Annotated in this window: 24 protein-coding genes; 10 read left to right on the top strand and 14 right to left on the bottom strand. The window is 60.8% G+C overall.

From position 1 onward, the window contains the following. Positions 1-84: 84 nt before the first annotated feature. Positions 85-2,262 carry an OmpA family protein gene (locus tag AC1D1Z_RS18290; RefSeq protein WP_130652545.1) on the bottom strand — a complete coding sequence of 726 codons (2,178 nt, stop codon included), beginning with the start codon at positions 2,260-2,262 and terminating at the stop codon, positions 85-87. Positions 2,263-2,593: 331 nt separating this feature from the next. On the opposite strand from AC1D1Z_RS18290, the gene AC1D1Z_RS18285 reads away from it, so the two are divergent. The 4 genes from AC1D1Z_RS18285 to AC1D1Z_RS18270 all read left to right on the top strand — a co-directional run bounded on the left by AC1D1Z_RS18285 (position 2,594) and on the right by AC1D1Z_RS18270 (position 5,601). Further along, on the top strand, positions 2,594-3,367 hold the full coding sequence (locus AC1D1Z_RS18285) for a transporter substrate-binding domain-containing protein (protein WP_047621389.1): 774 nt from the start codon (positions 2,594-2,596) through the stop codon (positions 3,365-3,367). A 113-nt stretch (positions 3,368-3,480) separates the two neighbouring features. Next, a complete protein-coding gene (locus AC1D1Z_RS18280) occupies positions 3,481-4,287 on the top strand; it encodes an ABC transporter permease (protein WP_018242325.1) in 807 nt (268 codons plus the stop codon). Then, entirely contained in the window at positions 4,284-5,114 is an 831-nt protein-coding gene (locus AC1D1Z_RS18275) for an ABC transporter permease (RefSeq protein WP_018446398.1), read from the top strand. The genes AC1D1Z_RS18280 and AC1D1Z_RS18275 overlap by 4 nt, the downstream gene beginning before the upstream one ends. Before the next feature lie 220 nt (positions 5,115-5,334). Further along, entirely contained in the window at positions 5,335-5,601 is a 267-nt protein-coding gene (locus AC1D1Z_RS18270) for an usg protein (RefSeq protein ID WP_018242327.1), read from the top strand. Between the two features lie 60 nt (positions 5,602-5,661). Here the strand turns inward: AC1D1Z_RS18270 and AC1D1Z_RS18265 are convergent, their stop codons facing one another. Then, on the bottom strand, positions 5,662-6,384 hold the full coding sequence (locus tag AC1D1Z_RS18265) for a DUF2270 domain-containing protein (RefSeq protein ID WP_026230663.1): 723 nt from the start codon (positions 6,382-6,384) through the stop codon (positions 5,662-5,664). 115 nt (positions 6,385-6,499) lie between these two features. Between AC1D1Z_RS18265 and AC1D1Z_RS18260 the strand changes: the two genes are divergently transcribed. The 4 genes from AC1D1Z_RS18260 to AC1D1Z_RS18245 all read left to right on the top strand — a co-directional run bounded on the left by AC1D1Z_RS18260 (position 6,500) and on the right by AC1D1Z_RS18245 (position 8,945). Further along, a complete protein-coding gene (locus tag AC1D1Z_RS18260; RefSeq protein WP_130652546.1) occupies positions 6,500-7,318 on the top strand; it encodes a class I SAM-dependent DNA methyltransferase in 819 nt (272 codons plus the stop codon). 129 nt (positions 7,319-7,447) lie between these two features. Further along, the gene (locus tag AC1D1Z_RS18255) at positions 7,448-8,134 is read left to right on the top strand and encodes a glutathione S-transferase family protein (protein WP_130652547.1); all 687 of its coding nucleotides are present in this window, start codon (positions 7,448-7,450) and stop codon (positions 8,132-8,134) included. Next, positions 8,131-8,472 (top strand): ArsR/SmtB family transcription factor, encoded by a 342-nt coding sequence (locus AC1D1Z_RS18250; protein ID WP_028733055.1) that lies wholly within the window; start codon positions 8,131-8,133, stop codon positions 8,470-8,472. The genes AC1D1Z_RS18255 and AC1D1Z_RS18250 overlap by 4 nt, the downstream gene beginning before the upstream one ends. Continuing rightward, entirely contained in the window at positions 8,469-8,945 is a 477-nt protein-coding gene (locus AC1D1Z_RS18245; protein ID WP_018242332.1) for an SRPBCC family protein, read from the top strand. The genes AC1D1Z_RS18250 and AC1D1Z_RS18245 overlap by 4 nt, the downstream gene beginning before the upstream one ends. 55 nt (positions 8,946-9,000) lie before the next feature. On the opposite strand, the gene AC1D1Z_RS18240 is transcribed toward AC1D1Z_RS18245, so the two are convergent. From AC1D1Z_RS18240 to AC1D1Z_RS18195, 10 genes are all read right to left on the bottom strand, one after another. Then, positions 9,001-9,468 carry a DUF1801 domain-containing protein gene (locus tag AC1D1Z_RS18240; RefSeq protein WP_130652548.1) on the bottom strand — a complete coding sequence of 156 codons (468 nt, stop codon included), beginning with the start codon at positions 9,466-9,468 and terminating at the stop codon, positions 9,001-9,003. Between the two features lie 46 nt (positions 9,469-9,514). Next, the gene (locus tag AC1D1Z_RS18235) at positions 9,515-9,985 is read right to left on the bottom strand and encodes a DUF1801 domain-containing protein (protein ID WP_130652549.1); all 471 of its coding nucleotides are present in this window, start codon (positions 9,983-9,985) and stop codon (positions 9,515-9,517) included. An 11-nt stretch (positions 9,986-9,996) separates the two neighbouring features. Then, on the bottom strand, positions 9,997-10,218 hold the full coding sequence (locus AC1D1Z_RS18230) for a hypothetical protein (RefSeq protein WP_047621467.1): 222 nt from the start codon (positions 10,216-10,218) through the stop codon (positions 9,997-9,999). A 53-nt stretch (positions 10,219-10,271) separates the two neighbouring features. Further along, positions 10,272-10,682, bottom strand: a complete 411-nt coding sequence (locus AC1D1Z_RS18225; protein WP_018242336.1) for an SRPBCC family protein — start codon at positions 10,680-10,682, stop codon at positions 10,272-10,274. Continuing rightward, complete coding sequence (locus AC1D1Z_RS18220) at positions 10,679-11,002, bottom strand: ArsR/SmtB family transcription factor (protein ID WP_018242337.1); 324 nt, start codon at positions 11,000-11,002, stop codon at positions 10,679-10,681. The genes AC1D1Z_RS18225 and AC1D1Z_RS18220 overlap by 4 nt, the downstream gene beginning before the upstream one ends. Before the next feature lie 209 nt (positions 11,003-11,211). Next, entirely contained in the window at positions 11,212-12,036 is an 825-nt protein-coding gene (locus tag AC1D1Z_RS18215) for an ABC transporter ATP-binding protein (protein WP_477851467.1), read from the bottom strand. A 10-nt stretch (positions 12,037-12,046) separates the two neighbouring features. Beyond that, entirely contained in the window at positions 12,047-12,883 is an 837-nt protein-coding gene (gene ssuC / locus AC1D1Z_RS18210; protein ID WP_047621396.1) for an aliphatic sulfonate ABC transporter permease SsuC, read from the bottom strand. Between the two features lie 86 nt (positions 12,884-12,969). Then, positions 12,970-14,160: an FMNH2-dependent alkanesulfonate monooxygenase gene (ssuD, locus tag AC1D1Z_RS18205; protein ID WP_130652551.1), complete on the bottom strand. Its 1,191-nt coding sequence runs from the start codon at positions 14,158-14,160 to the stop codon at positions 12,970-12,972. 384 nt (positions 14,161-14,544) lie between these two features. Further along, complete coding sequence (locus tag AC1D1Z_RS18200) at positions 14,545-15,510, bottom strand: aliphatic sulfonate ABC transporter substrate-binding protein (RefSeq protein ID WP_477851465.1); 966 nt, start codon at positions 15,508-15,510, stop codon at positions 14,545-14,547. 150 nt (positions 15,511-15,660) lie between these two features. Further along, the gene (locus tag AC1D1Z_RS18195) at positions 15,661-16,077 is read right to left on the bottom strand and encodes a hypothetical protein (RefSeq protein ID WP_130652552.1); all 417 of its coding nucleotides are present in this window, start codon (positions 16,075-16,077) and stop codon (positions 15,661-15,663) included. A gap of 164 nt (positions 16,078-16,241) precedes the next feature. Here AC1D1Z_RS18195 and AC1D1Z_RS18190 point away from each other — a divergent pair, with 164 nt between their 5' ends. Then, positions 16,242-17,111, top strand: a complete 870-nt coding sequence (locus AC1D1Z_RS18190; RefSeq protein ID WP_130652553.1) for an NAD(P)-dependent oxidoreductase — start codon at positions 16,242-16,244, stop codon at positions 17,109-17,111. Further along, on the top strand, positions 17,108-17,791 hold the full coding sequence (locus tag AC1D1Z_RS18185; protein ID WP_130652554.1) for a DNA alkylation repair protein: 684 nt from the start codon (positions 17,108-17,110) through the stop codon (positions 17,789-17,791). Before AC1D1Z_RS18190 ends, AC1D1Z_RS18185 begins: the two co-directional genes overlap by 4 nt. Positions 17,792-17,821: 30 nt before the next feature. On the opposite strand, the gene AC1D1Z_RS18180 is transcribed toward AC1D1Z_RS18185, so the two are convergent. Together AC1D1Z_RS18180 and AC1D1Z_RS18175 are read right to left on the bottom strand one after the other, a co-directional pair. Then, entirely contained in the window at positions 17,822-18,718 is an 897-nt protein-coding gene (locus AC1D1Z_RS18180) for a LysR substrate-binding domain-containing protein (protein WP_130652555.1), read from the bottom strand. A 452-nt stretch (positions 18,719-19,170) separates the two neighbouring features. Then, the gene (locus AC1D1Z_RS18175; protein ID WP_477851461.1) at positions 19,171-20,235 is read right to left on the bottom strand and encodes a porin; all 1,065 of its coding nucleotides are present in this window, start codon (positions 20,233-20,235) and stop codon (positions 19,171-19,173) included. Positions 20,236-20,522: the final 287 nt, after the last annotated feature.

Here is a 20,522-nt window from a genome sequence, read left to right as displayed (position 1 = left end):
GATGTGAAGAATATCTGGATCCCCTACGGAGAATAAGGGATCCGGAATGCCCCTCCCCAAGAATGGAGAGGGGCACCCATAGCATCACTTGTTGGCAGCGACCGGGCGGACCAGTGCCGTGACGCGGCGGATGGTGACGCGGCGGTTTTCCTGCTCAGGGGCCGACGTGTTGACCTTGAGGTAGTGCTCACCATAACCCTGCGTCGCAAGGTTCTCCGGCGCGATGCCGTAGACGTCGGTGAGCACGTTGGCGACGGATTCCGCCCGCTGGTCGGAGAGGATGAGGTTACTCTGGTCTGAGCCGACAGCATCCGTATGACCCTCGATCAGGAAGGTCTCGCTCGGATCCTTCTCGAGCACCTGGCTGATCGCATCGGCGACCTTGCGCAACGTGCGCGCCTGGGTCATCGGAATGTCGGCGCTGCCGGTCGCGAAGGTGATCGTGTCGAGGTCGATGCGGCGCACCTTGTCGCGGATACGGGCCGAATACTTCACCTCATCCAGCGAATAGACGCGTTCCACCGGCTCGACCGGCGGCTCGCTCAGGAACTCGTAATAGTCCCGGTTCGGGTCGCTGCGGGTGTCGATGATGTAGTCGCTGAGCGGTACGCGCAGCCGCATCGGCGGCAGGTCGGCGCCCGGATCCTCGAAATAGTCGCGGTCCGGATCGTCATAGAGGTCCTGCGAATAATAGAGCACGTCCTCGCGCCCGCGGGCATCGACACGCGACCGCTGGATGATGTCGCCGTAACGGTTGCGGATCGTCACGATACGATAGCCTTCCGGCCGCGTGATCGTCTCGCGGTAGCGGTCGCCGGAGAGCTCCTCGTAGCTCGGCCGTTCGCCGTCGCGCAGGAAGCGCCTGTCGTCGTCGCCGCGCACGATCGTCCTGTTGTCGTACTGGATGATCACACGGCTGTCGTCGCCGCGGTCGTCGAAGCGCGCGCCGTCGGGACGGACGAATTGCGGCCGCTCGTCGAGCTTCCTGCCCTTCTCGCGGGTCACCGCCTCGAGTTTGACCGGCGCCGGCGCCTTGGCGCCAGTGGCGGCCTGTGCATCGGCATCCGAGGTCGGCACCTTCACCTCCTGGCTGTCGGCGCGCTGTCTGTCGCGGTCGCGGCGGCCTTCCCGGCCCTTGCTGCGGTCGGCATCCTTGTCGCTGTCGAGCACGGCTGCGCCGTTCTCGACCGGCAGCACGACGGTTTCGTTGCTCTTGGCCGGATCTGCGGCGATCTTCTTGCGGCGCTCCAGCTCCTCGGGAGAAGCCTTTTCCGGTGCTGGAATGGCCTGCTCCACCTGCTGGCCGCCGCTGGCATCCGGTTGCGGCTGAGCAGTGTCGGTGGCGGGCGCGGCTGGCTGTGCGCCGGCGGGCTGTTCACCGGCGGGCTTTGCCGCCGTACCATCCTTGGGCTTTTCGGCCGGCGCAGCTTCCGGGGCCGCTGCCTTATCTTCGGTCGTCTTAGCCGCAGGGGCATTTTCTGCAGGTGCTGCAGTCTCACCCTTTGGCTTCTGCTTGGCAGGCGCCTCGGCTGCGGGTTTCACCTCTGGCTTGGCTTCGGGCTTGGCCTGTTCTTCGGTCGGTGTCACCGCCTCGGGAGCGGCAGTCTCAGCCTTGCCCTTGCCCTTGCCTTTATCTTTGCCTTGGGCCTTATCCTGCCCCTTCTCCCGCATGCCGCCTTCCGGCTTGGCTTCAGGTTGTGCCTGTTCCGTTTCCGGCTGAGCTTCCTTTGCTGCCGGCTGCTGTTCGGGCTGCGGCTGAGCCTCCGGCTCGGCCTGCTGCGTCTCCTGCTTCTTCGGCTTCTTCGGCTTTTCCTGCGTTACCGGCTGCTCTTCCTGCTGCGGCGCGGCCTCCGGCTGGGCCTGCTGTTTGGCTTTCCGCTCGGGCTTGCTTTCAGGCTGCTCGGCGGGCACCTCCTTCGGTGCCTCCGCCTTCGGCGCTTCCGGCTCTGCCTTGGGTTCAGGCGCTTCCTTCCGCTCGGCCTTCGGCTTTTCGGCTGGCGCTTCCTGCTGCGCCGGCTTCTCGGCGGCCGGCGCCTGTTCGGCCGGGGCTTCCTCCTTCTGCTTGCGCTTCTTCTTCAGCAGTTCCTCCTCGGAAGGCGCATCCTGCGCCACCTCGAAGCTGCCCGGCTCGACCTGCCGCACGGCCGCAGCCTGCGTCGCAACGTCGCGTACGGCCGCCATCGCCGATGCCGGCTGCAGCGCCAGCGAAAGAGAAAGCAGCGGAAAAGCCGCGCTCGCGAACAATCTTGATTTCATGCCCATCGGGTTTCCTCGATCCTGTTTGAGCTTCTTGAAGGCCGCAAGGCCCTGGTTCCGCCCCTAGCTTCGCATTGAGGCGAAACGGCGGAATGGCAATCGCCGAGCCGCCGATTTGTTCCGGTTCTAGGGAGGTGGGGATTAACCTCGCGTGAATGTTGCAGTCTGCCGACGTTCATCTCGCCCGCTATTTGCACCGCCCAATTGCGGTGGGATTTGTGTTGCAATTCTATCAAAAAAAGTCTGATTATCGCCGCAAGGCGGTCTCAGCACCGTTGAACTGCGGCCGTCAGCCCAAGAGAAAAAGGAGCGGCGGCTACCAACAGAGAGGATCCTCATGCTTAATCCTACCCGTATTTTCGCGGCAGCCTCGATCGCGGCGATGTCCCTTTTTGCCGGCTCGGCCATGGCCGATGGCGAGAAATATGTGATCGGCACCGATTCGACCTATCCGCCCTTCGAATTCGTTGATGCCAGTGGCACAATCCAGGGCTTCGACATCGACATCACCAAGGCGCTCTGCGCTGAAATGAAGGCCGAATGCTCCTTCGTCAGCACCGACTGGGACGGCATCATCCCGGCGCTCAACGCCAAGAAATTCGACATGATCGTTTCCTCCATGTCGATCACGCCGGAGCGCTTGAAGCTCGTCGACTTCTCCAACAAGTACTACAACACCCCGCCGGCCATTGCCGTGCCGAAGGATTCGACGATATCAGACGTCGCAGGCCTCAAGGGCAAGGTGATCGGCGCGCAGACCTCCACAACACATGCCAACTATGCCGAGAAACATCTCGCCGACACTGAGCTGAAGCTCTATCCGACCGCTGATGAATACAAGCTTGACGTTGCCAGCGGCCGCGTCGACGCCGTCATCGACGACGTCGTCGTTCTCTCCGAATGGGTCAAGTCCGACGCTGGCGCCTGCTGCAAGATTCTGACGACCCTGCCGGTCGACAAGGAAATCAACGGCAACGGCGCAGGCATTGCCATCCGCAAGGGCGACCCGCTGAAGGAAAAGCTGAACACGGCGATCGCTGCGATCCGTGCCAGCGGCGAATACAAGAAGATCCAGGACAAGTACTTCGACTTCGACGTTTACGGCGAATAAGAAATTCGTTATCTGGCCGATGAAGGTAATGGCGGAAGGCTTGCTCTTCCGCCATTTTTGTTTGACAAAGATGGCAAGATTAAAACGGCAAAAGCCGTGAGGGGAATTCTCGCATGGGCGGATTATTTTCCGCGCTGGGCTCCTTCTGGAGCTGGATTGTGCACATCTTCGATCCGCTGTGCGGACCCGTTGGCATCTTCACTTGGCTGGCGCCGTCGACGATTCTTAGCTGTGGCGATACCGGTTGGGGCGACGAGATCGCGCTTGGCCTGCAGATCACCGTTTCGGTGGCGATCGTCACCCTGCCGATTGGCCTTGCCATCGGTTTCCTGGTGGCGCTCGGTCAGCAGTCGGAGGAGAAGTCGCTGCGGCTGGCGGCCGGCATCTACACGACGATCTTCCGCGGTCTGCCGGAGCTTCTGACGCTCTTCATCATCTATTACGGCATGCAGATGCTCATTCAGTCTCTGCTGACCTTCGTCGGCTATGACGGGCCGCCGGTCGAGATCAATGCCTTCCTCGCCGGTGTCATCGCGCTTTCGGTCGTCTTCTCGGCCTACTGTTCGGAAGTGCTACTCTCGGCCTTCCGCGCCATCCCCAAGGGACAATATGAGGCGGGAGACGCGCTTGGCCTGCATCGCGGCCGCACGCTGCGCCTGGTCATCCTGCCGCAACTCGTGCGCATCGCGCTGCCGGGCCTGACGAACCTCTGGATGGTGCTGCTGAAAGACACCTCCTACGTCTCGATCATCAGCCTTGCCGATATCCTTCGCCAGACGAGTGTCGCCGTGCGCGTGACCAAGGAACCCTTCTTCTTCTATGGCCTGGCCTGTTGCCTCTATCTGGTGCTCGCCATCCTCTCCTCCTTCCTGCTCGTCTATGTCGAGCGTTGGGCCAAGCGTTCGGAGATCAGTCGATGAGCTATGCCGAAACGCTGATCCCACCGCAGCCCGCGCCCCGCGAGGTGATGAAGCCGATGACGCCGGCGCGCATGGCCGGCTATATCTTCGTCGCGGTCTGGGCTCTGCTCGCAGCGCTTCTTGTCTTTTCCGTCGTCAATGGCTGGGATCCGGAAAAATTCACCCGTTACGGGCCGCGCTACCTCCATGGTCTCTGGATAACGCTGAGCCTCGTTTTCATTTCCGTCATCTGCGGCGCCATTCTGTCGCTGCCGCTTGCCGTGGCGCGCATGTCGAAGAACCGGGTACTGAATGCGCTGGCCTACGGCTACATCTATTTCTTCCGCGGCACGCCGCTGCTTGCCCAACTGTTCCTGGTCTATTACGGCCTCGGCATATTCCGGCCGCAGCTTGAGGCCGTCGGCATCTGGTGGTTCTTCCGCGATGCCTGGTATTGCGGCCTCTTTGCCATGACCATCAATACCGCGGCCTACCAGGCGGAAATCCTGCGCGGCGCGATCGAAAGCGTGTCGCATGGCCAGCACGAGGCGGCTGCCGCACTCGGCATCCACAAGTTCATCGCTTTCCGCAAAATCATCCTGCCACAGGCTCTCATCGTCGCGCTTCGTCCTTATGGCAACGAGATCATCCTTCTGATCAAGGGCTCGGCGGTCGTCGCCATCATCACTGTGCTCGACCTGATGGGCGAAACCCGCTACGCCTTCTCCCGCACCTTCGACTACCAGACCTATCTCTGGGCGGCGATCTTCTATCTCGTCATCGTCGAGGCCTTACGCCATCTCTGGGCCTGGATCGAACGCCGCCTGACCCGGCATCTCAAGCGCTGATGCGTGACGCCGAAACGCGTGTCGCAGTTTTGGGATAACGGCATGCATGAGACAAAGCCGACTTGGCAGCACTCTCGGCACGATGCTGCCAAGTAATTGATATAAAAAATAAATTGTCCTTTTATGAAGTATCTGTAAAGATTTCATTAACCACTCGCATGTTTCCATATCACGTAGCGCTAATAAGCGCGCGAGTGGGAACAAGAAGAAGTGGAATGCGATGCACAAGGACATGGAAAAACAATTGCAGGGCTACGGTCTGACGACCGCCCAGATCCTCTACCACCTGCCGGACCACCCGGCGATCCTGCAGACCTATGTCTGGCAGGACTACGACCTCGCCCCCGATTTTCCCGAAATGCGCGGCTTCCTGAAATTCTGGGAAGAGAAGCTCGACGGGCCGCTGCATTCGGTGCGCTACATCCACCGCAAGCTGATCTCGGCAACCGAGTGGCGGGCGCTGAAGGGCGAGTTCATCCTGCACTGATCGGCTCTGCAGCAGGATGCCGAAAAGTGTGAACGGTTCGGGCGGCATGTTCTGACCGCGTCAGACATGCGCCTCGCCATGGCCGAATTCGCCTTCGTCGCGATCCGGGCGAAGCGCGAAACCGAGCATGCCGAGATAGAAGGCGACGACAATGGCAATGACCGCAAGGCCGGGAACCGGCCCGAGCACGGCATTGTCGATGACATAGGCCCATGACTGCGCCTGCAGCGCCGGCATGCCCTCCGTCTGCAGTTTCGGCGTCGAGATCTTCAGGCACCAGGCGAGCAACAGGATGAAATACATCCAGCCGTAATTGCGTTTGAGCCGGCGGTGCATCGCCTCCTGATAGCTGAGCAGGAAGCGCGGTTTGCGCAGGCTGCGGGCGACCACCATCGCCCATTCGCCGCCGGCCCCGGCCTCCGGCGCCAGAATCTCGGCGAAATAGCAGCGCTCGATCTGGCGAATGCGGGCGCGGTAGATATCGAAGAAGCGGTAGCGCCGCGCCTCGATCATCAGCAGCAGCGTCACCAGCATCATCCCGAACAGCAGCACTCCGTGATGCGAAGTCGGCGTCGACAGCGAGACCGAAAGCAGTGCTGCGACCACGGTGATCGCCCAGTTGGAGGTCCGGTCGATGCGGTCGCGCCAACTTGTCATCCGTCCGAGTTCACCGCGGTAATAATGAATGAGCGTGTTGGTAACCTCGCTTGGAGTACTTGGCAGCAAAGGCCGTGCGTCCTCTCCTTCCCGTACCAATGACGTCCTGTCTTCCTCCATTTTCATGGCTCGTTCCTCCCTTCGTCTTCTTTTCGGCCATTCTGCGCCCGCAAGCGCACCATTGCAAAACATCGAAAGCCGCCTTAGACGCATGCCTGAAACAAAAGGACGATGGACTGCGATGGCAAAGAAGATCGACGAAGAAGCCCTTGGCGAGGCCTATAACCGCGCGCTGGCGCTGGAAAAGGCCGGTGATGTCGACGCGGCCGTTGCAGCCTATGAGGAAGTCCTGGCAATCGATCCCGACGATCACGGCGGTGCAGCCGTGCGCATTGCCGCGATGGGCCGCGGCGAAACGCCGGTCAAGGCGCCCGACGCCTATGTCGAGACCTTGTTCGACCAGCATGCCGAGGTTTTCGAGGACGTGCTCGTCGAGCAGCTCGGCTATCACGTGCCGATGCTGGTGCGCCAGCGCCTGCAGGCGCTGAAGCTCGGACCGTTCAAGCGGCTGCTCGATCTCGGCTGTGGCACAGGCCTCACCGGCGGCGCGCTGCGCGACCTCTGCGCCGATATGACCGGCATCGACATATCTGAGAAGATGGTCGAGATCGCCCATGAGAAGGACCTCTACGAAACACTCTTCGTCGCCGAGGTCGAGGATTTTCTCGACGACAACGACGAGGAAGCCTTCGACATCATCTCCGCCACCGACGTGCTGCCCTATCTCGGCGCGCTCGAACCGCTATTCTTCGGCGCCGCCGAGAACCTGACACCGGGCGGCCTGTTCATCTTCTCCTCGGAAACCCTGCCCGAGGAAATACTCGCCGGCCGTGCCTATATGGTCGGCCCGCACCAGCGCTTCGCCCATGCCGACGCCTATGTGAGAGAACGCCTGACGGCCACCGGTTTCGACCTCGTCGAGATATCGGATATCAATGTGCGCATGGAAGACGGCCAGCCGACACCAGGCCATCTGGTGATCGCCCGATATATCGGCTGAAGCTAATGCACCTGATATTCGCCTGACGGAATAGTTTCGCGGTTGGCGAAGTATCTGTTGCATGATGCGCCATGACCTGATAGTTAGTCGATCGGTAAAGTTTACCGCAACGATAGGAAAGGTCGCCGCATGTCGCTCGTGCTTTATGGGCATCCGCTCGCCTCCTTCTGCCACAAAGTGCTGATCGCGCTTTATGAAAACGGTACCCCTTTCGAAAATCGCATCGTCGATCTTTCCGACGAAAGCTCGCGCGCCGATCTCTTCCGCTTCTGGCCGATCGGCAAGATGCCACTGCTGCGGGACGAGGCGCGCGACAGCACCATTCCCGAGACATCGATCATCATCGAATATCTTGAGCAATATTATCCGGGGCCTCTTCGCCTGCTGCCGCTGGAGATCGACCGGACGCTGCAAGTCCGCCTTTGGGATCGCTTCTTCGATCATTATGTCCAGGCGCCGATGCAGACGCTGGTTAGCAATCTCCGGCGTCCTGAGGGCACGGCGGACGAAATCGAGGTCACGGCCGCCAAGGCGACGCTTGCCACCGCTTACTCGATGATCGAAAAGCAGCTCGCCGACAAACCCTGGATATCCGGTGACAGCTTCACTATGGCCGATTGCGCCGCCGCCCCCGCGCTCTTCTATGCCGAGACGCTGATCCCCTTCACCGCGGAACAGCCGAACCTTCGCGCCTATTACGATCGGCTGCTGGCGCGCCCGTCCTTTGCAAGGGCACTGGAAGAGGCCCGCCCCTACTTCAAGTTCTACCCCTACAAAGAGAAGCTGCCGGCCCGCTTCCGGGATGCAGCGGGATGATCGACAGCCAGGCGGATCTCGACCGCATGTTCCATGCGCTTTCCGATCGCAGCCGCCGCGGCATGATCGACCGCCTTGGCCGCGGCCCGGCCTCCGTCACCGAGCTGGCCGCGCCGCTTGCGGTTGCCCTGCCGACGGTGATGAAACATCTGCAGGTGCTGGAGGAGAGCGGCCTCGTGCTCTCCGAAAAATCCGGCCGGGTGCGAACCTACCGCCTGCAACAGGATGCGCTTGCCGCCGTCGAGCGCTGGGTGGAACAGCGAAAGATCCGCTGGACGAGCACCTTCGACAGGCTGGATCAATTTCTTGCCAATGAAACGGAGAGCCTTCCCGAATGACGACGCCATCCGCCGAACACGCCACTCTCGTCATCGAGCGTCACCTGAAGGCGCCAGTCGCTCGCGTCTTCCGCGCCTGGTCGGCGCCGGAGGCCAAACGCCAATGGTTCGCCTGCCACGGCGAGTGGCAGGCGCTGGACTATGGTCTCGATTTCCGCCCCGGCGGCACGGAAAGGAACTACGTCGCCGATACCGACGGCCTTCTGCACGCCTATGATGCCCACTACATCGATATCGTGCCCAATGCCCGCATCATCTATGCCTATGAGATGAAGCTCGGCGAAACCCGCATCTCCGCCTCGCTCACAACCGTCGCCTTCGAAGCCGAACCCGGCGGCACCAAAATGGTCTTCACCGAACAGGTGGTCTTCCTCGACGGCTACGCCGACAACGGCGCCCGCCTCCAGGGTACCGAAATCGGCCTCGACAATCTGGAGCTCTTCCTCGAGCGCGAGGAAAGCCCCATTCACTGACACATGTCGCCAAATCAAGTTCGATGCGACGCGTTTCAGGCGATGTTGCCAAGCATCAAGCGCTGCTTGGTTTTTTTCGGGAGCTGGCGGGGCGAGCCGCAGCTCGCGTTGACGTGTTGAGTGCTGCGGCGGCGCGAACGAGCGTCTTCAACGCCTGCTCGTCAATCTCATCGCCTTCGTGGAAATCGATGGCGCGCCTGATATTGCCGTCAAGGCTGGAGTTGAAAAGGCCTGAAGGGTCCTCCAGCGAAGCGCCTTTGGCGAAGGTCAGCTTCACCACGCTCTTGTAGGTTTCGCCGGTGCAGATGATGCCGGCGCGCTCCCACACGGGAACCCCTCTCCACTTCCATTCCTCGACCACATCGGGCTCGGCCTGCCTGATCAGAGTTCGGACCCGAGCGAGCGTCTGGCCTCGCCAATCGCTCAACTCCTCGATTCTCGCATCGATCAAACGCGAAGGAGAGTCTTCGTCTTTCTCTTCGCTGGAGCCGCTCTTCTTAATGGTTGCCGTGGCTTTCTTCATCGATATCGCTCCTCCATCGCTTAAGTGCTGATGACTTGGGATCCGCTCACATTCGTTCACCGGGCAATTGACTGGCTTGCTCCACCCAGGCGGCGAGCTGAGCCTCGTCGAGTTGATCTTCCTCATGGATGTGGAAGTAACGCATTTCCTTTTGTTTGGACTCGCCGGGCGGGATGGGACTGAGCGACGTGCCACGGAAGAAAGCGAGTTTGATGTACTTCGCGAAGCAATGGACACCGAGGAACCAGCCCTGCCCTTCGATGCCATAGAGGGGCGAGTTCCATTTCACGGCCTTGTACACCCCGGGCACCGTGCGCGTGATGAGCGCATCGAGGCGATGCCCGACATCGCTTTTCCAGCCGGGCATGGCGGCGATGTAGGCTTGCACGGGAGCGTCGCCGTAACCCTTGGCGATCTGCGGATTGCCGCCTGAGAGAAGAACTGGATTTGTGATGGCTGCCTCGGCGGCAGTCTTTTTTGCGACTCCCGCAGAGGTCCTCGACGTCCTGCCAGCCATTCTGTTTACCCCTATCCGCTGCTGCGTCCCGCGCTGCGCCATCTGGCGGCATAAGGCAGGACGAACAAGTACAGACCGGTGAGCAGGAGCAAGGCGAACGGAAGAAGCGCCAAAAGCCCCACCCCGACGGAGGATCTCTCCTGCACCATGGCGATGATATTAATTATGACGGCCAGCGTAAAGGCAATGGACAGCCAACGGTGGATCTGTCGACACCAGTTATTCCAATTCACGGGAACCTCCTGCGAAAACGAGCCGAAGCGGGGCGTATCCGTTGGCATCTGTCTCACTCGATCCGCGCCAGCACCTGCTCCAGCTTTGCGAAGAATTGTTGCCAGCCGCTCCTGGCGCCCCCGTAAGCCTGCCGCTGATCCGGCCGGAAGCCCGATTGCTCCATACGCAGGTGCGTGCCCGCGCCCGTAGGCGTGAGAGTCCAGGTGACGACGCTTGCCAGATCATAGGCAGCCCACGTGTAAGACAGGGTTTTGTTCGGCTCGACTTCCAGGACCTGGCAATCGACGGATCCCCAATCCGCGCTGAGCTTAAAACGGTGATCCACGACCGGCACGAAGTCATTCTTCATCAGCCAGTCCGCGATCAGATGCGGCTGGGTGAGCGCGCGCCAGATCTTTTCCGGCGGAAAAGGGATCTCTCGCTCGACGACGACGGAACGGGTTTCAGTCGATGTTTCGGTCATTGGTCCATCCTTTTCAGTAGATCTTCCAGCTGGTCGAACCGATTTTGCCAAAAACCAGCCATCTCACTTGTCCAGTCGACCAGCGGCGCCAGCGCACCGAGCTGCGCGCTATAATGCGTCTGGCGACCTTCGTGACGGTCACGCACCAATCCGGCCTGCTTCAGGATTCCGAGATGTTTCGAGACGACCGGTTGCGAGACCCCAGCGCGTGCCGTCAAAGCCCCGACCGTCTTCTCTCCTTCGCGGCACAGCCGTTCGAAAAGAGCCCGCCGCGTCGGATCGGCGAGCGTTCTGAAGAGCAAGTCTTGAGCGTTTGACATCTACAATCCATACCCCACTGACTATGGATTAACGTATAGCCATAGAGGTATAGGTGAGTCAAGCTGGACGTGAGACGACTTAGGGAAACTGTTGTTGCTGATTTTAGCGCACGTGGCAGCGCGCCTCGGCAGAGACGGGTGAATGTCTCATACCCAGGCGCCTATGCATTTCCGCCATTGATCATGCAGCTTCGCAAACGGCGCTGGGATCAATGCCCGCCGTCGGTGCCGAGGATCGCGGCAAGCAGCCGGCCTTCGAGCTCGGCGAGGCCGGGATGGCCGTGCCGGCGCGGATGGGGATAAGGAATGGGAAGATCGAGCGCGATCCGCCCCTCGTCGAGCACGATGACCCGGTCGGCGAGATGCACCGCCTCGCTGACATCATGGGTGACGAGCACGGCGGTGAAACCGAGTTCGCGCCAGACGCGGTTGATGAGTTCCTGCATGCTGATCCGCGTCAGCGCATCGAGAGCGCCGAGCGGTTCATCAAGCGCCAGCACGCCCGGCCGGCTCACCAGCGCCCGCGCCAGTGCCACGCGCTGCCGCTGACCGCCGGAAAGGCGCRCCGGCCATTCTCCGGCCTTCTCGCCAAGCTGGACTTCGGCAAGCACGGCGTCGGCCGCCTTCAGCGCCGCCCGTCTATCGATGCCGTCGCCGAGCCCGACGACGACATTGTCGGCGACACTGAGCCAGGGGAGCAGCCTTGGCTCCTGAAAGACGATGCGCGCATTGGGGCTGGCCTGTGCGCCGTCGGCATCCTCGAAATGCAGCTCGCCGGCACTCGGCGCGTCAAGGCCCATCAGGATGCGCAGCAGCGTGCTCTTGCCGCAGCCGCTCTTTCCGATCACGGCAACGAACTGGCCGGCCGGAATATGCAGATTGATGCCGCGCAGTACGCGGTTGGCCCCGAAACTCTTTTCAAGCCCCGTCAGGCTGATCGCCGCTGCCCCCGCAGGCGCATTGCGCTCCGCCGCAGGTGTATAGGCTGGCTCTTCGGCGACGGCGTGAAAACGCTCATGCGCGATCGATGTCATGGCGTCTCTCCTATTTCTGATAGACCGGGTTCCAGGCGAGCAGCCGCCTCTCCAGCACTCGGGCGATGACATCGGCAAGTTTGCCGAGCACGGCATAGATGACGAGGGCGAGTACGACGACGTCGGTCATCATGAATTCGCGGGCATTGTTGGCCATATGGCCGATGCCCGAGGATGCGGCGATCGATTCCGATACGATCAGCGTCAGCCACATGATGCCGAGTGCATATCTGAGGCCGACGAAGATCGACGGCAGCGCGCCTGGAAAGATCACCTTGCGGAACAGCGTCCAGTTGCCCATGCCATAGACCTTGCCCATCTCGATCAGATCGCGATCGACATTGCGCACCCCGTGATAGGTGTTGAGATAAACGGGGAAGAGCACGCCGAGCGAGGTGAGAAACAGCTTCGATTCCTCGCCGATCCCGAACCACAGGATGACGAGCGGGATCATCGCCAGATGCGGAATGGTGCGCAGCATCTGCAGCGTCGTATCGGTCAGTTGTTCCGAAATGCGCGATACACCGTTGGCGATGCCGAGCAGGAAACCGATCGAGCCGCCGACGAGAAGGCCGGCAAAGGCGCGGCCGGCGCTCACCAGCACGTCATTCGGCAACTGGCCGGAAACCGTCGTCGACCAGAAGGCCAGGCCGACATCGGCCGGCGACGGCATGATGCGCGATGAGATCCAGCCGGCCGAGGAGGCAAGCTGCCAGAACGCCACAATCGCCACCGGCACCAGATAGGGCGTCAGCTTGTCCAGGCCGGGCAGCCGCAGGCGCAAACCCGCCTTTCCAACCTTTTCGGAAGCGACCGACCGTACGAACGGAGTATCGAAAGTCGACATGCATTGTCCTCGCGCTTATCGAAAGCAGGATGCCGCAAGCCGTAAGCGGCTTGCGGCGGTGTCACGCTCTGCGTCTTCGTTCGAACTCAGGAGCCGGAGACGACTTTCAGATTGCCGCCATGGCTGCCGCCTGCGAATATCTGCTTGCGGCCGAACTCGTTGTTGAAGCCCAGGCGCTGCTGCTCGCGAGTGATGCCAAGCTCGGGGAAAAGCAGCTCGGCGACGCGATAGGCCTCTTCGAGATGCGGATAGCCGGAGCCGATCACCGTATCGATGCCGATCTCCTGATATTCGCGAAGGCGCGCGGCCACCGTCTTCGGCGAGCCAACCAGCGCCGTGCCCGCACCGGCGCGCACCAGGCCGACGCCGGCCCAGAGGTTCGGAGAGACTTCGAGCTTGTCGCGGCGTCCGCCATGAAGGGCGGCCATGCGCTTCTGGCCGACCGAGTCGGACTCGTGGACAAAGCGCTCCTGCGCCTCGCGGATCGTATCGTCGTCGAGATGACGGATCAGCCGCTCGGCTGCCTCCCACGCCTCATCATCGGTTTCGCGCACAATGAAGTGCAGACGAATGCCGAAGCTCACCTCGCGGCCGCGTTCGCCGGCGGCCTTGCGCACCTTGGTGATCTTCTCGGCAACCTGTGCCGGCGGCTCGCCCCAGGTCAGGTACTTGTCGACGCGGCCGACGGAGAAATCGATACCGGCATCCGACGAGCCGCCGAAATAGAGCGGCGGGCGCGGATTCTGCACCGAGGGGAAGCCAAGGCGCGCATTGGTCGCCTTGATATATTTGCCGTCGAAGCTTGCCGTTCCCTTTTCCAGCAGCTCCTCAAAGACGGTGAAGAACTCCTCGGCATGGGCGTAGCGCTCGTCATGCTCGAGATGGATGCCATCGCCGGCAAGCTCCGCCGGGCTGCCGCCGACGACGATGTTGAGCAGCAGCCGGCCGTTGGAGATGCGGTCGAGCGTCGTCGCAAGACGCGCGTAATAGGCAGGCGATGCCGTGCCGGGGCGGATCGCCACCAGGAACTGCAGCTTCTCGGTCTTTGCGGCAAGGGCGGCGGCGGTCACGAAGGATTCCTCGCAGGCAACCCCGGTCGGCAGCAGTACGCCGGAATAGCCGAGCCGGTCGACAGCCTGGGCGATTTGCGTGAGATAACCAATCTCTGGCGCACGGTTGAGCTCGGAGGAGCCGAGATAGGTGCCGTCGCCCGATGTCGGGATGAACCAGAGGAAATTGATAGGTTCGGATTTACCTGTATGGGAGGTGGTGGTCATGGAAGACGGTCCTTTAGCTGCGAAATTCGAAAATCAACTCGCGCGGTGGAGATGGCCGCTGGCAAGCGGCAACAAGCAGACTGTCTGCCCACTCGGCGCCGCCGCCGCGCGAATGCTTGGGAGGATCGCGGTGGCGGCGGAGGCTGTAGTAAGGCCGGCTGTCCATCTATGCGTGAGCATCTGAAATATCCTTGTCGATCGGATGGTGGCTGGCCGACGCCTTTCAGTGTCCGCGTCGATCGTCAGGATACTGACATAGACCACTAATTAGATCGACAATATCAATTTGCTATTATAATCCATTTTGGAGAATATTTTTCCGGTTCGGCGGCATGAAGACCCTCTCCATGCCGCCTCGCGGAAATCTTAGCCCTGGTCGAAAAATCAGCTCGCCTTGGGACGCCAGACGATGTCGCCGGTCGTAAGCTTCTTCGGCAGGATACCGAGTCCATAGAACTCGTCTGCGAGCGCCTGCTGATAGGTGGCGGCGRCATCGGTGATCGTCGAGACGCTGCCGAGATCGGCGCCCTTGCGCGTCAATGTCACGCGCGTCACGTCAGCCGGCACGCCGGTGATTTCGGAAAGCTCCTTCACCGTTTCGTCGAGATTGCTCTGTGCCGACTTTCCGACCTTGGCAAGCTCATCGATCACGTCGACGACCACTTGCCCGTTGGCATCGGTGAAATCACGGTTGGCGAGGAAGAAACTGTAGGAGTCGACGATGCCTTCGGCGGTCGTCAGGATACGTGTCTCCGGATCAGCTTCGGCAATCGCCAGATAAGGATCCCAGATCGACCAGGCGTCGATGCTGCCATTCTTGAACGCGGCGGCAGCATCCGGCGGCGAAAGATCGATCTGCTCGACATCTTCGGGCTTCAGGCCTGCCTTGCGCAGAACCTTGACGGTTACATTATGCGCGCTGGAGCCGCGCTTGAAAGCGACCTTTTTACCTTTGAGGTCTTCAAGCGTCTTGATGGGCGAATCCTTGCGCACGAGGATGGCCGAGGCTGCCGGGCTACCCTTGTAGAGACCGACATAATAGAGCTGCCCGCCGGCCGCCTGGGCAAAGAGCGGCGGCACATCGCCGGTCGCGCCGAAATCGAGAGCGCCGGCGCCCAATGCTTCGAGAAGCGGCGGGCCGGAGGTGAATTCCGACCAGCTGACGGTAATGCCGCGATCGGCAAGCCGCTTCTCAAGTGCGCTGCGACGCTTGGCGAGCGCCAGCACGCCGTTCTTCTGCCAACCGATACGGAACTCGCTGGCAGCAGCGCGTGCCGGCCTGACAGCCGGCAGGATTGCCGTGGCCGCGGCCGCTGCGAAAAGCCCGAGCGTTTGTCGACGTGAAATCATGACTTTCCCCTTTTTCATGGTGCCAAGCCTGTTTTCGGCTGGTCGACCTGTCAGTGATGAATGCCATGATGATGAAATCTATAATTTATATCGACAATTTTATTTGCGAGATTCGGCCTTTGCTGAAATTTTGCGGCCCGGAAATCGCCCTTAAGCGGATTTTTTTCGCGCGTCCGCTATGCCGGCTACTATTCCGCTTCCTTCCCAACCTTCGGCGGCCAGACGCTCCCGGATAAAGGTGGGGCCGCCGGCAAGACGGTTCGCAAGCAGGCTTGCGGGATCGACGATGCGCCAATAGGGCGTGACCGTCGAAACCGGCTCACCCTTCTCCAATGCGCCGAAGGACAGTTCGGCGATCGAGCGCAAATGCCGCTGCACGGTCACCGGGCAACAGGCATCCGCCCGATATTGGTCAGCGAGACGACGGCGGAGAACGCCGACATCGGTAAGGACACCTTCCGGTGCTGATCGAATCTGCTCTGCGACCATCTGCAGCGATGGAATGAGCATAGCCTGCATTCCGCTGCGGCCTTTGCGCCGCGGCTTGATCGTCGGAATTTCGCTCATGTCACCCTCCGGAAACATTGTGCCCTCTCCCCGATCTAGGGCTGCTCCGAAGGGTGGCCAGCCTCATATGCGTCAATCCGAAGGAAGTCCGTCTTCACGGGCTTTTCTGCTCCCACCGTTTCGGTTAATCCTCGAACTTGCACTTGAGGAAAAGGATAGGACATATGGCTAAAGTCGCGTTCATCGGTCTCGGTGTCATGGGTTTCCCCATGGCGGGCCATCTGAAGACGAAGGGCGGCCACGATGTTACCGTCTACAACCGTACCGCCGAAAAAGCCGCCGCCTGGGCCGAGAAATTCTCCGGCAAATCCGCCTCCACCCCGGCCGAGGCCGCCGCCGGTGCCGATTTCGTCTTCGTCTGCGTCGGCAATGACGAAGATCTCCGGTCGGTGACATTGGGCGAGAACGGCGCCCTGCACGGCATGAAGCCAGGTTCGGTGCTGATCGACAACACCACCGCCAGCGCTGAAGTCGCCCGCGAACTTTATGCCGCGGCAGAGGAAAAAGGTGTCGATTTCATCGACGCTCCTGTCTCCGGCGGCCAGGCCGGCGCTGAAAACGGTGTCCTGACCGTCATGTGCGGCGGCGACGAGGCCGTCTTCGAACGCGCCAGACCTGTCATCGACGCCTATGCCCGCATGGTTGGTTTGATGGGACCGGCAGGCTCGGGCCAGTTGACCAAGATGGTCAACCAGATCTGCATTGCCGGCCTCGTCCAGGGACTTGCCGAAGCGCTGCATTTCGGCAAGCGTGCTGGCCTCGATATCGAAAAGGTGGTCGAGGTGATCTCCAAGGGGGCAGCCGGCTCCTGGCAGATGGAAAACCGCCACAAGACCATGAACGCAGGCAAGTATGATTTCGGCTTCGCGGTCGACTGGATGCGCAAGGATCTCGGCATAGTGCTCACCGAAGCCCGCCGCAACGGCGCCAAGCTGCCGGTCACCGCCGTCGTCGACCAGTTCTATGGCGACGTGCAGGCAATGGGCGGCAATCGCTGGGACACATCCTCGCTGCTCGCCCGCCTCGAAAAATGATCGGCCCCTCCTCCGATGCGGCCGAATTGATCGCGCATCTCCAAACGCTGCGCTCGGAGGAGAATGTTGCCGGCATGGCGCGCTTTGGCATCGTCACCGATCGCGCCCTCGGTATCTCCAATCCCGATATCAGGGCGGTCGCCGGACTGGCGAAGAAGGATCACGCCAGGGCAATGCAGCTCTGGCGAAGCGATATCCGCGAGGCCCGCCTGCTCGCCCTCTACACCGCCGAGCCGAAGCGGTTGACCATGGAAGAGGCTCGAAGTTGGGCCAATGATTTCAACTCGTGGGAGATCGTCGATTGCGCCGCCGATCTCTTCGTTGAAGCCCGGCTGGACGAGCTCATCTCAGACTTCGCCGCAGACGAGCGTGAATTTATCAGGCGCACCGCCTTCGCCATGATTGCCGGTGCCGCGGTTCACTTAAAAAAGGAACCTGATGCGACCATCCTTGCCTGGTTGCCGCTGATCGAGGCCCATGCCGGCGACCCGCGAAACTTCGTGCGCAAGGCGGTCAACTGGGCGCTGCGCAGCATCGGTAAGCGCAATCTCACCTGCCATGCGCCGGCACTGACGCTCGCAAAGGCCCTGGCGGAAAGCCCTGACAAAACTGCCCGCTGGATCGGCAAGGATGCCGTCAGGGAGTTGGCCGGCGAAAAGCTATTGGCACGGTTGATATAAGGCGAATGCCGGCTCGCGTGGCGCTGTAAGTCAATGCTGTTTGGATTTTTCGACCAGGAAATCGATCAGGACCCGCACCGCCGGCGGCATGCCCTTGGCTGTCGTGAAGACGATATAGAACTGGCTCTCCTCCGACTGCCATTCTGGCAGCACCCGCACCAGCTTGCCGGCCTGGAGATCGGCCTCGCAGGCACTTTCGAGCAAAAGCCCGAAGCCGAGGCCGGCACGGGCCGCGTCGAGGATAGCGGTCATGCTGCGGCAGGTGAGCCGTGGCTGATGCCGAATCACCCGCTTGGCGTCATTCGGACCGACCAGTTCCCAGGTATGGAACGATACCCATGACGTCATTGCCAGCGTCGGCAGGTCGGCGAGTTCGTCCACGCAACGCAAGGTGCCGGTGCGCTCGACGAGCGACGGACTTGCAACCAGGATACGCCTGATACGGTCGAGCTTGCGCATCGTCAGACTCGTCTGCGTCTCCGGCTCGTTGGTCGCTCTCACTTCAAGGTCGATTCGTTCGTTGATGAGGTCGGCCCGCCGGTCGGAGCCGATGATCTGCAGCTTGATCTTCGGATAACGTTCCAGGAATTCGGGCAGGATTCCCCCGACCGAGATGTCGACGAGGCCAAGCGGGCAGCCCATGCGCACCACACCTTGCGGGTCGGACTGAGCCTCGCTGACGATCGACTTGGCGCGATCGGCCTCCTGCAGGATGGTCTGGCATCTTTCGTAGAAAGCTTGGCCGATCTCAGTCACCCGGAAGTGACGGGTCGAGCGTTCTATGAGCCTTGCACCAAGCCCTTCCTCAAGCCGGCTGACCCGCCTGCTGAGTTTCGAACGTGGTATTTTGAGATCGCGACTTGCAGAAGCGAAACCGCCGCTGGAGACGACAGCGGCGAAATAATAGTAGTCGTTGAGATCGTCCATAAGAACAAGCTATCCGCGAGTAGGAATGAATGCCGGCCCCCAGCAAGGGTTGTATCCTCTCTCCCAAAAAGCGGTGATCACATTGTCGGCATTGGATTTTCTTTTCGCGACCTGTTGCGACAAAGCCAGCCAACACCGCATAGGAAGACAGACCAACAGCCGTCCGCGCGATAAATCTATCGGTGGATCCAGCTCGTTTGAAAGATTGAAAACGGGGTGCCTCAAGAAACGAGGCGGGCAGATGCCGACGTGCGATACGCAACGTACCTGTTCGGCTCACCTGAAAAGACGATCCTGAAAGACTGCCTTGAAGACTGTGCGTCAAAAACGCTGCAAGGACGGTCCGGCAGGGAAGACCGGACCCGTCCCCGTAGCTGATCGGAGGTCACTCGGATCAGAAACTGATTTAAGTGCTCCCGGTCCGAAGACCGGGAGCATATCCACCAAGTGGATTAGAACGAACGCTGCAGACGGAAGTAGCCCGTCGTGGAGTCGTCGCCATCATCCGGATCGAGGTACTGAACCGAAGCCTTGGCGTAGAAGTTGTCGACGATCTGGTAATCAACGGTCAGACCGACCTTCCATGCATCACCGGCACCGTCGTAATCGSTAGGAACGGTGTCAAACGCGCTGGCACCGCCGATGTAGTTGSCGTAGTACTGAACACCCGGGGTGATTTTCAGCTTGTCGGTTGCCTTGATGGCGTATTCGGCAGCAACTGCCCATTCAGCCGTCGAGTAGTAGGAGTTCGGGCCGGAAGAGTACACAGCAGCGAGGCCGAGCGTACCGGGACCGATGTCAACCGTACCCATTGCACGGACAGCGCCGTCTTCGTTGTCGACGTCCCAGCCGGCAGTGACCTGGTAGCTGAAGGCACCAGCCTTGCCACCGATACCAACGGCAACGCCGACATTGTTCGGACCATCGTTCGGAACAAGGAGGCCGGTGACGGGATCCACGTCACCCTGATAAACGCCGTCTTCCAGTTCATCGACGCTGATGCCAGCGTAGAAATCGCTGGTTTCATACTGATAGCGGATCGAGTTGTGGAGCGTTACGACCGAGCCGATGTCGTCGGTTTCGCCAGAGAGACCATCGTCCCACCAGCTGTAGAAGAGACCGGCGCGGAAGCCGGCGATGTCGAGGTAAGCGGAGTCGAGCTTGGACGTCTGAACCGTGGCGTTGTCAGCATTGAACTGCATGACGATGACGCCGGTCAGCGGACCATATTCGGTGTCGCTCTTGGCCGTGAACTGAACCTGACCGCGGGAGACAGCATCCCAATCCGAATCGCCGCCGACGTCTTCGCCAACGTTAACCTGGAAACGGATGTAACCGTTGATCTTGAGGCAGGTTTCAGTGCCCGGGATGTAGAAGTAGCCGGTGCCGTAGGCGTCGCAGACGCGAACATATTCAACCGGTTCCGGTTCGGCAGCAACGATAGCGTCAGCAGCCTGAGCACCGGAAACTACTGCGAGAGCAGCAGCGGAGCCGAGAAGAAGGCTCTTGATGTTCATAAATGACCTCCAATTCAAAGTTTCGATCGGGTTTGGGATCTTTCGCTGAGCAGCGTTCCCTGCCCCATCCCCGTGTTTCAAGAAGTGGACGATCAGTCGCCCTTGCTTCCGAGATTGAAAATACAAGACGGAAGCCGTCACGCAATCACCAACTTACTCGGATGGGGGATTTGAGGGAGCCTTCCCGACATTCTGTTGCTGAAAGGACACAAGTCGGGCAACCGACCTCGATTTCCTTTATGCTTTGTTAAGAAAACCCTGATTTTGCGGAGGCTTAGGTCCAGCCA

Source organism: Rhizobium sp. P1_E1 (assembly GCF_056406015.1).
Note: the sequence above shows the minus strand (reverse complement) of the source record. Positions and strands in the feature narration are given on the sequence as shown.

Excerpts from the sequence above, each read along its gene's own strand:
- AC1D1Z_RS18290 (WP_130652545.1), bottom strand. The coding sequence starts at position 2,262 with ATGGGCATGAAATCAAGATTGTTCGCGAGCGCGGCTTTTCCGCTGCTT.
- AC1D1Z_RS18285 (WP_047621389.1), top strand. The coding sequence starts at position 2,594 with ATGCTTAATCCTACCCGTATTTTCGCGGCAGCCTCGATCGCGGCGATG.
- AC1D1Z_RS18280 (WP_018242325.1), top strand. The coding sequence starts at position 3,481 with ATGGGCGGATTATTTTCCGCGCTGGGCTCCTTCTGGAGCTGGATTGTG.
- AC1D1Z_RS18275 (WP_018446398.1), top strand. The coding sequence starts at position 4,284 with ATGAGCTATGCCGAAACGCTGATCCCACCGCAGCCCGCGCCCCGCGAG.
- AC1D1Z_RS18270 (WP_018242327.1), top strand. The coding sequence starts at position 5,335 with ATGCACAAGGACATGGAAAAACAATTGCAGGGCTACGGTCTGACGACC.
- AC1D1Z_RS18265 (WP_026230663.1), bottom strand. The coding sequence starts at position 6,384 with ATGAAAATGGAGGAAGACAGGACGTCATTGGTACGGGAAGGAGAGGAC.
- AC1D1Z_RS18260 (WP_130652546.1), top strand. The coding sequence starts at position 6,500 with ATGGCAAAGAAGATCGACGAAGAAGCCCTTGGCGAGGCCTATAACCGC.
- AC1D1Z_RS18255 (WP_130652547.1), top strand. The coding sequence starts at position 7,448 with ATGTCGCTCGTGCTTTATGGGCATCCGCTCGCCTCCTTCTGCCACAAA.
- AC1D1Z_RS18250 (WP_028733055.1), top strand. The coding sequence starts at position 8,131 with ATGATCGACAGCCAGGCGGATCTCGACCGCATGTTCCATGCGCTTTCC.
- AC1D1Z_RS18245 (WP_018242332.1), top strand. The coding sequence starts at position 8,469 with ATGACGACGCCATCCGCCGAACACGCCACTCTCGTCATCGAGCGTCAC.
- AC1D1Z_RS18240 (WP_130652548.1), bottom strand. The coding sequence starts at position 9,468 with ATGAAGAAAGCCACGGCAACCATTAAGAAGAGCGGCTCCAGCGAAGAG.
- AC1D1Z_RS18235 (WP_130652549.1), bottom strand. The coding sequence starts at position 9,985 with ATGGCTGGCAGGACGTCGAGGACCTCTGCGGGAGTCGCAAAAAAGACT.
- AC1D1Z_RS18225 (WP_018242336.1), bottom strand. The coding sequence starts at position 10,682 with ATGACCGAAACATCGACTGAAACCCGTTCCGTCGTCGTCGAGCGAGAG.
- AC1D1Z_RS18220 (WP_018242337.1), bottom strand. The coding sequence starts at position 11,002 with ATGTCAAACGCTCAAGACTTGCTCTTCAGAACGCTCGCCGATCCGACG.
- ssuC (WP_047621396.1), bottom strand. The coding sequence starts at position 12,883 with ATGTCGACTTTCGATACTCCGTTCGTACGGTCGGTCGCTTCCGAAAAG.
- ssuD (WP_130652551.1), bottom strand. The coding sequence starts at position 14,160 with ATGACCACCACCTCCCATACAGGTAAATCCGAACCTATCAATTTCCTC.
- AC1D1Z_RS18195 (WP_130652552.1), bottom strand. The coding sequence starts at position 16,077 with ATGAGCGAAATTCCGACGATCAAGCCGCGGCGCAAAGGCCGCAGCGGA.
- AC1D1Z_RS18190 (WP_130652553.1), top strand. The coding sequence starts at position 16,242 with ATGGCTAAAGTCGCGTTCATCGGTCTCGGTGTCATGGGTTTCCCCATG.
- AC1D1Z_RS18185 (WP_130652554.1), top strand. The coding sequence starts at position 17,108 with ATGATCGGCCCCTCCTCCGATGCGGCCGAATTGATCGCGCATCTCCAA.
- AC1D1Z_RS18180 (WP_130652555.1), bottom strand. The coding sequence starts at position 18,718 with ATGGACGATCTCAACGACTACTATTATTTCGCCGCTGTCGTCTCCAGC.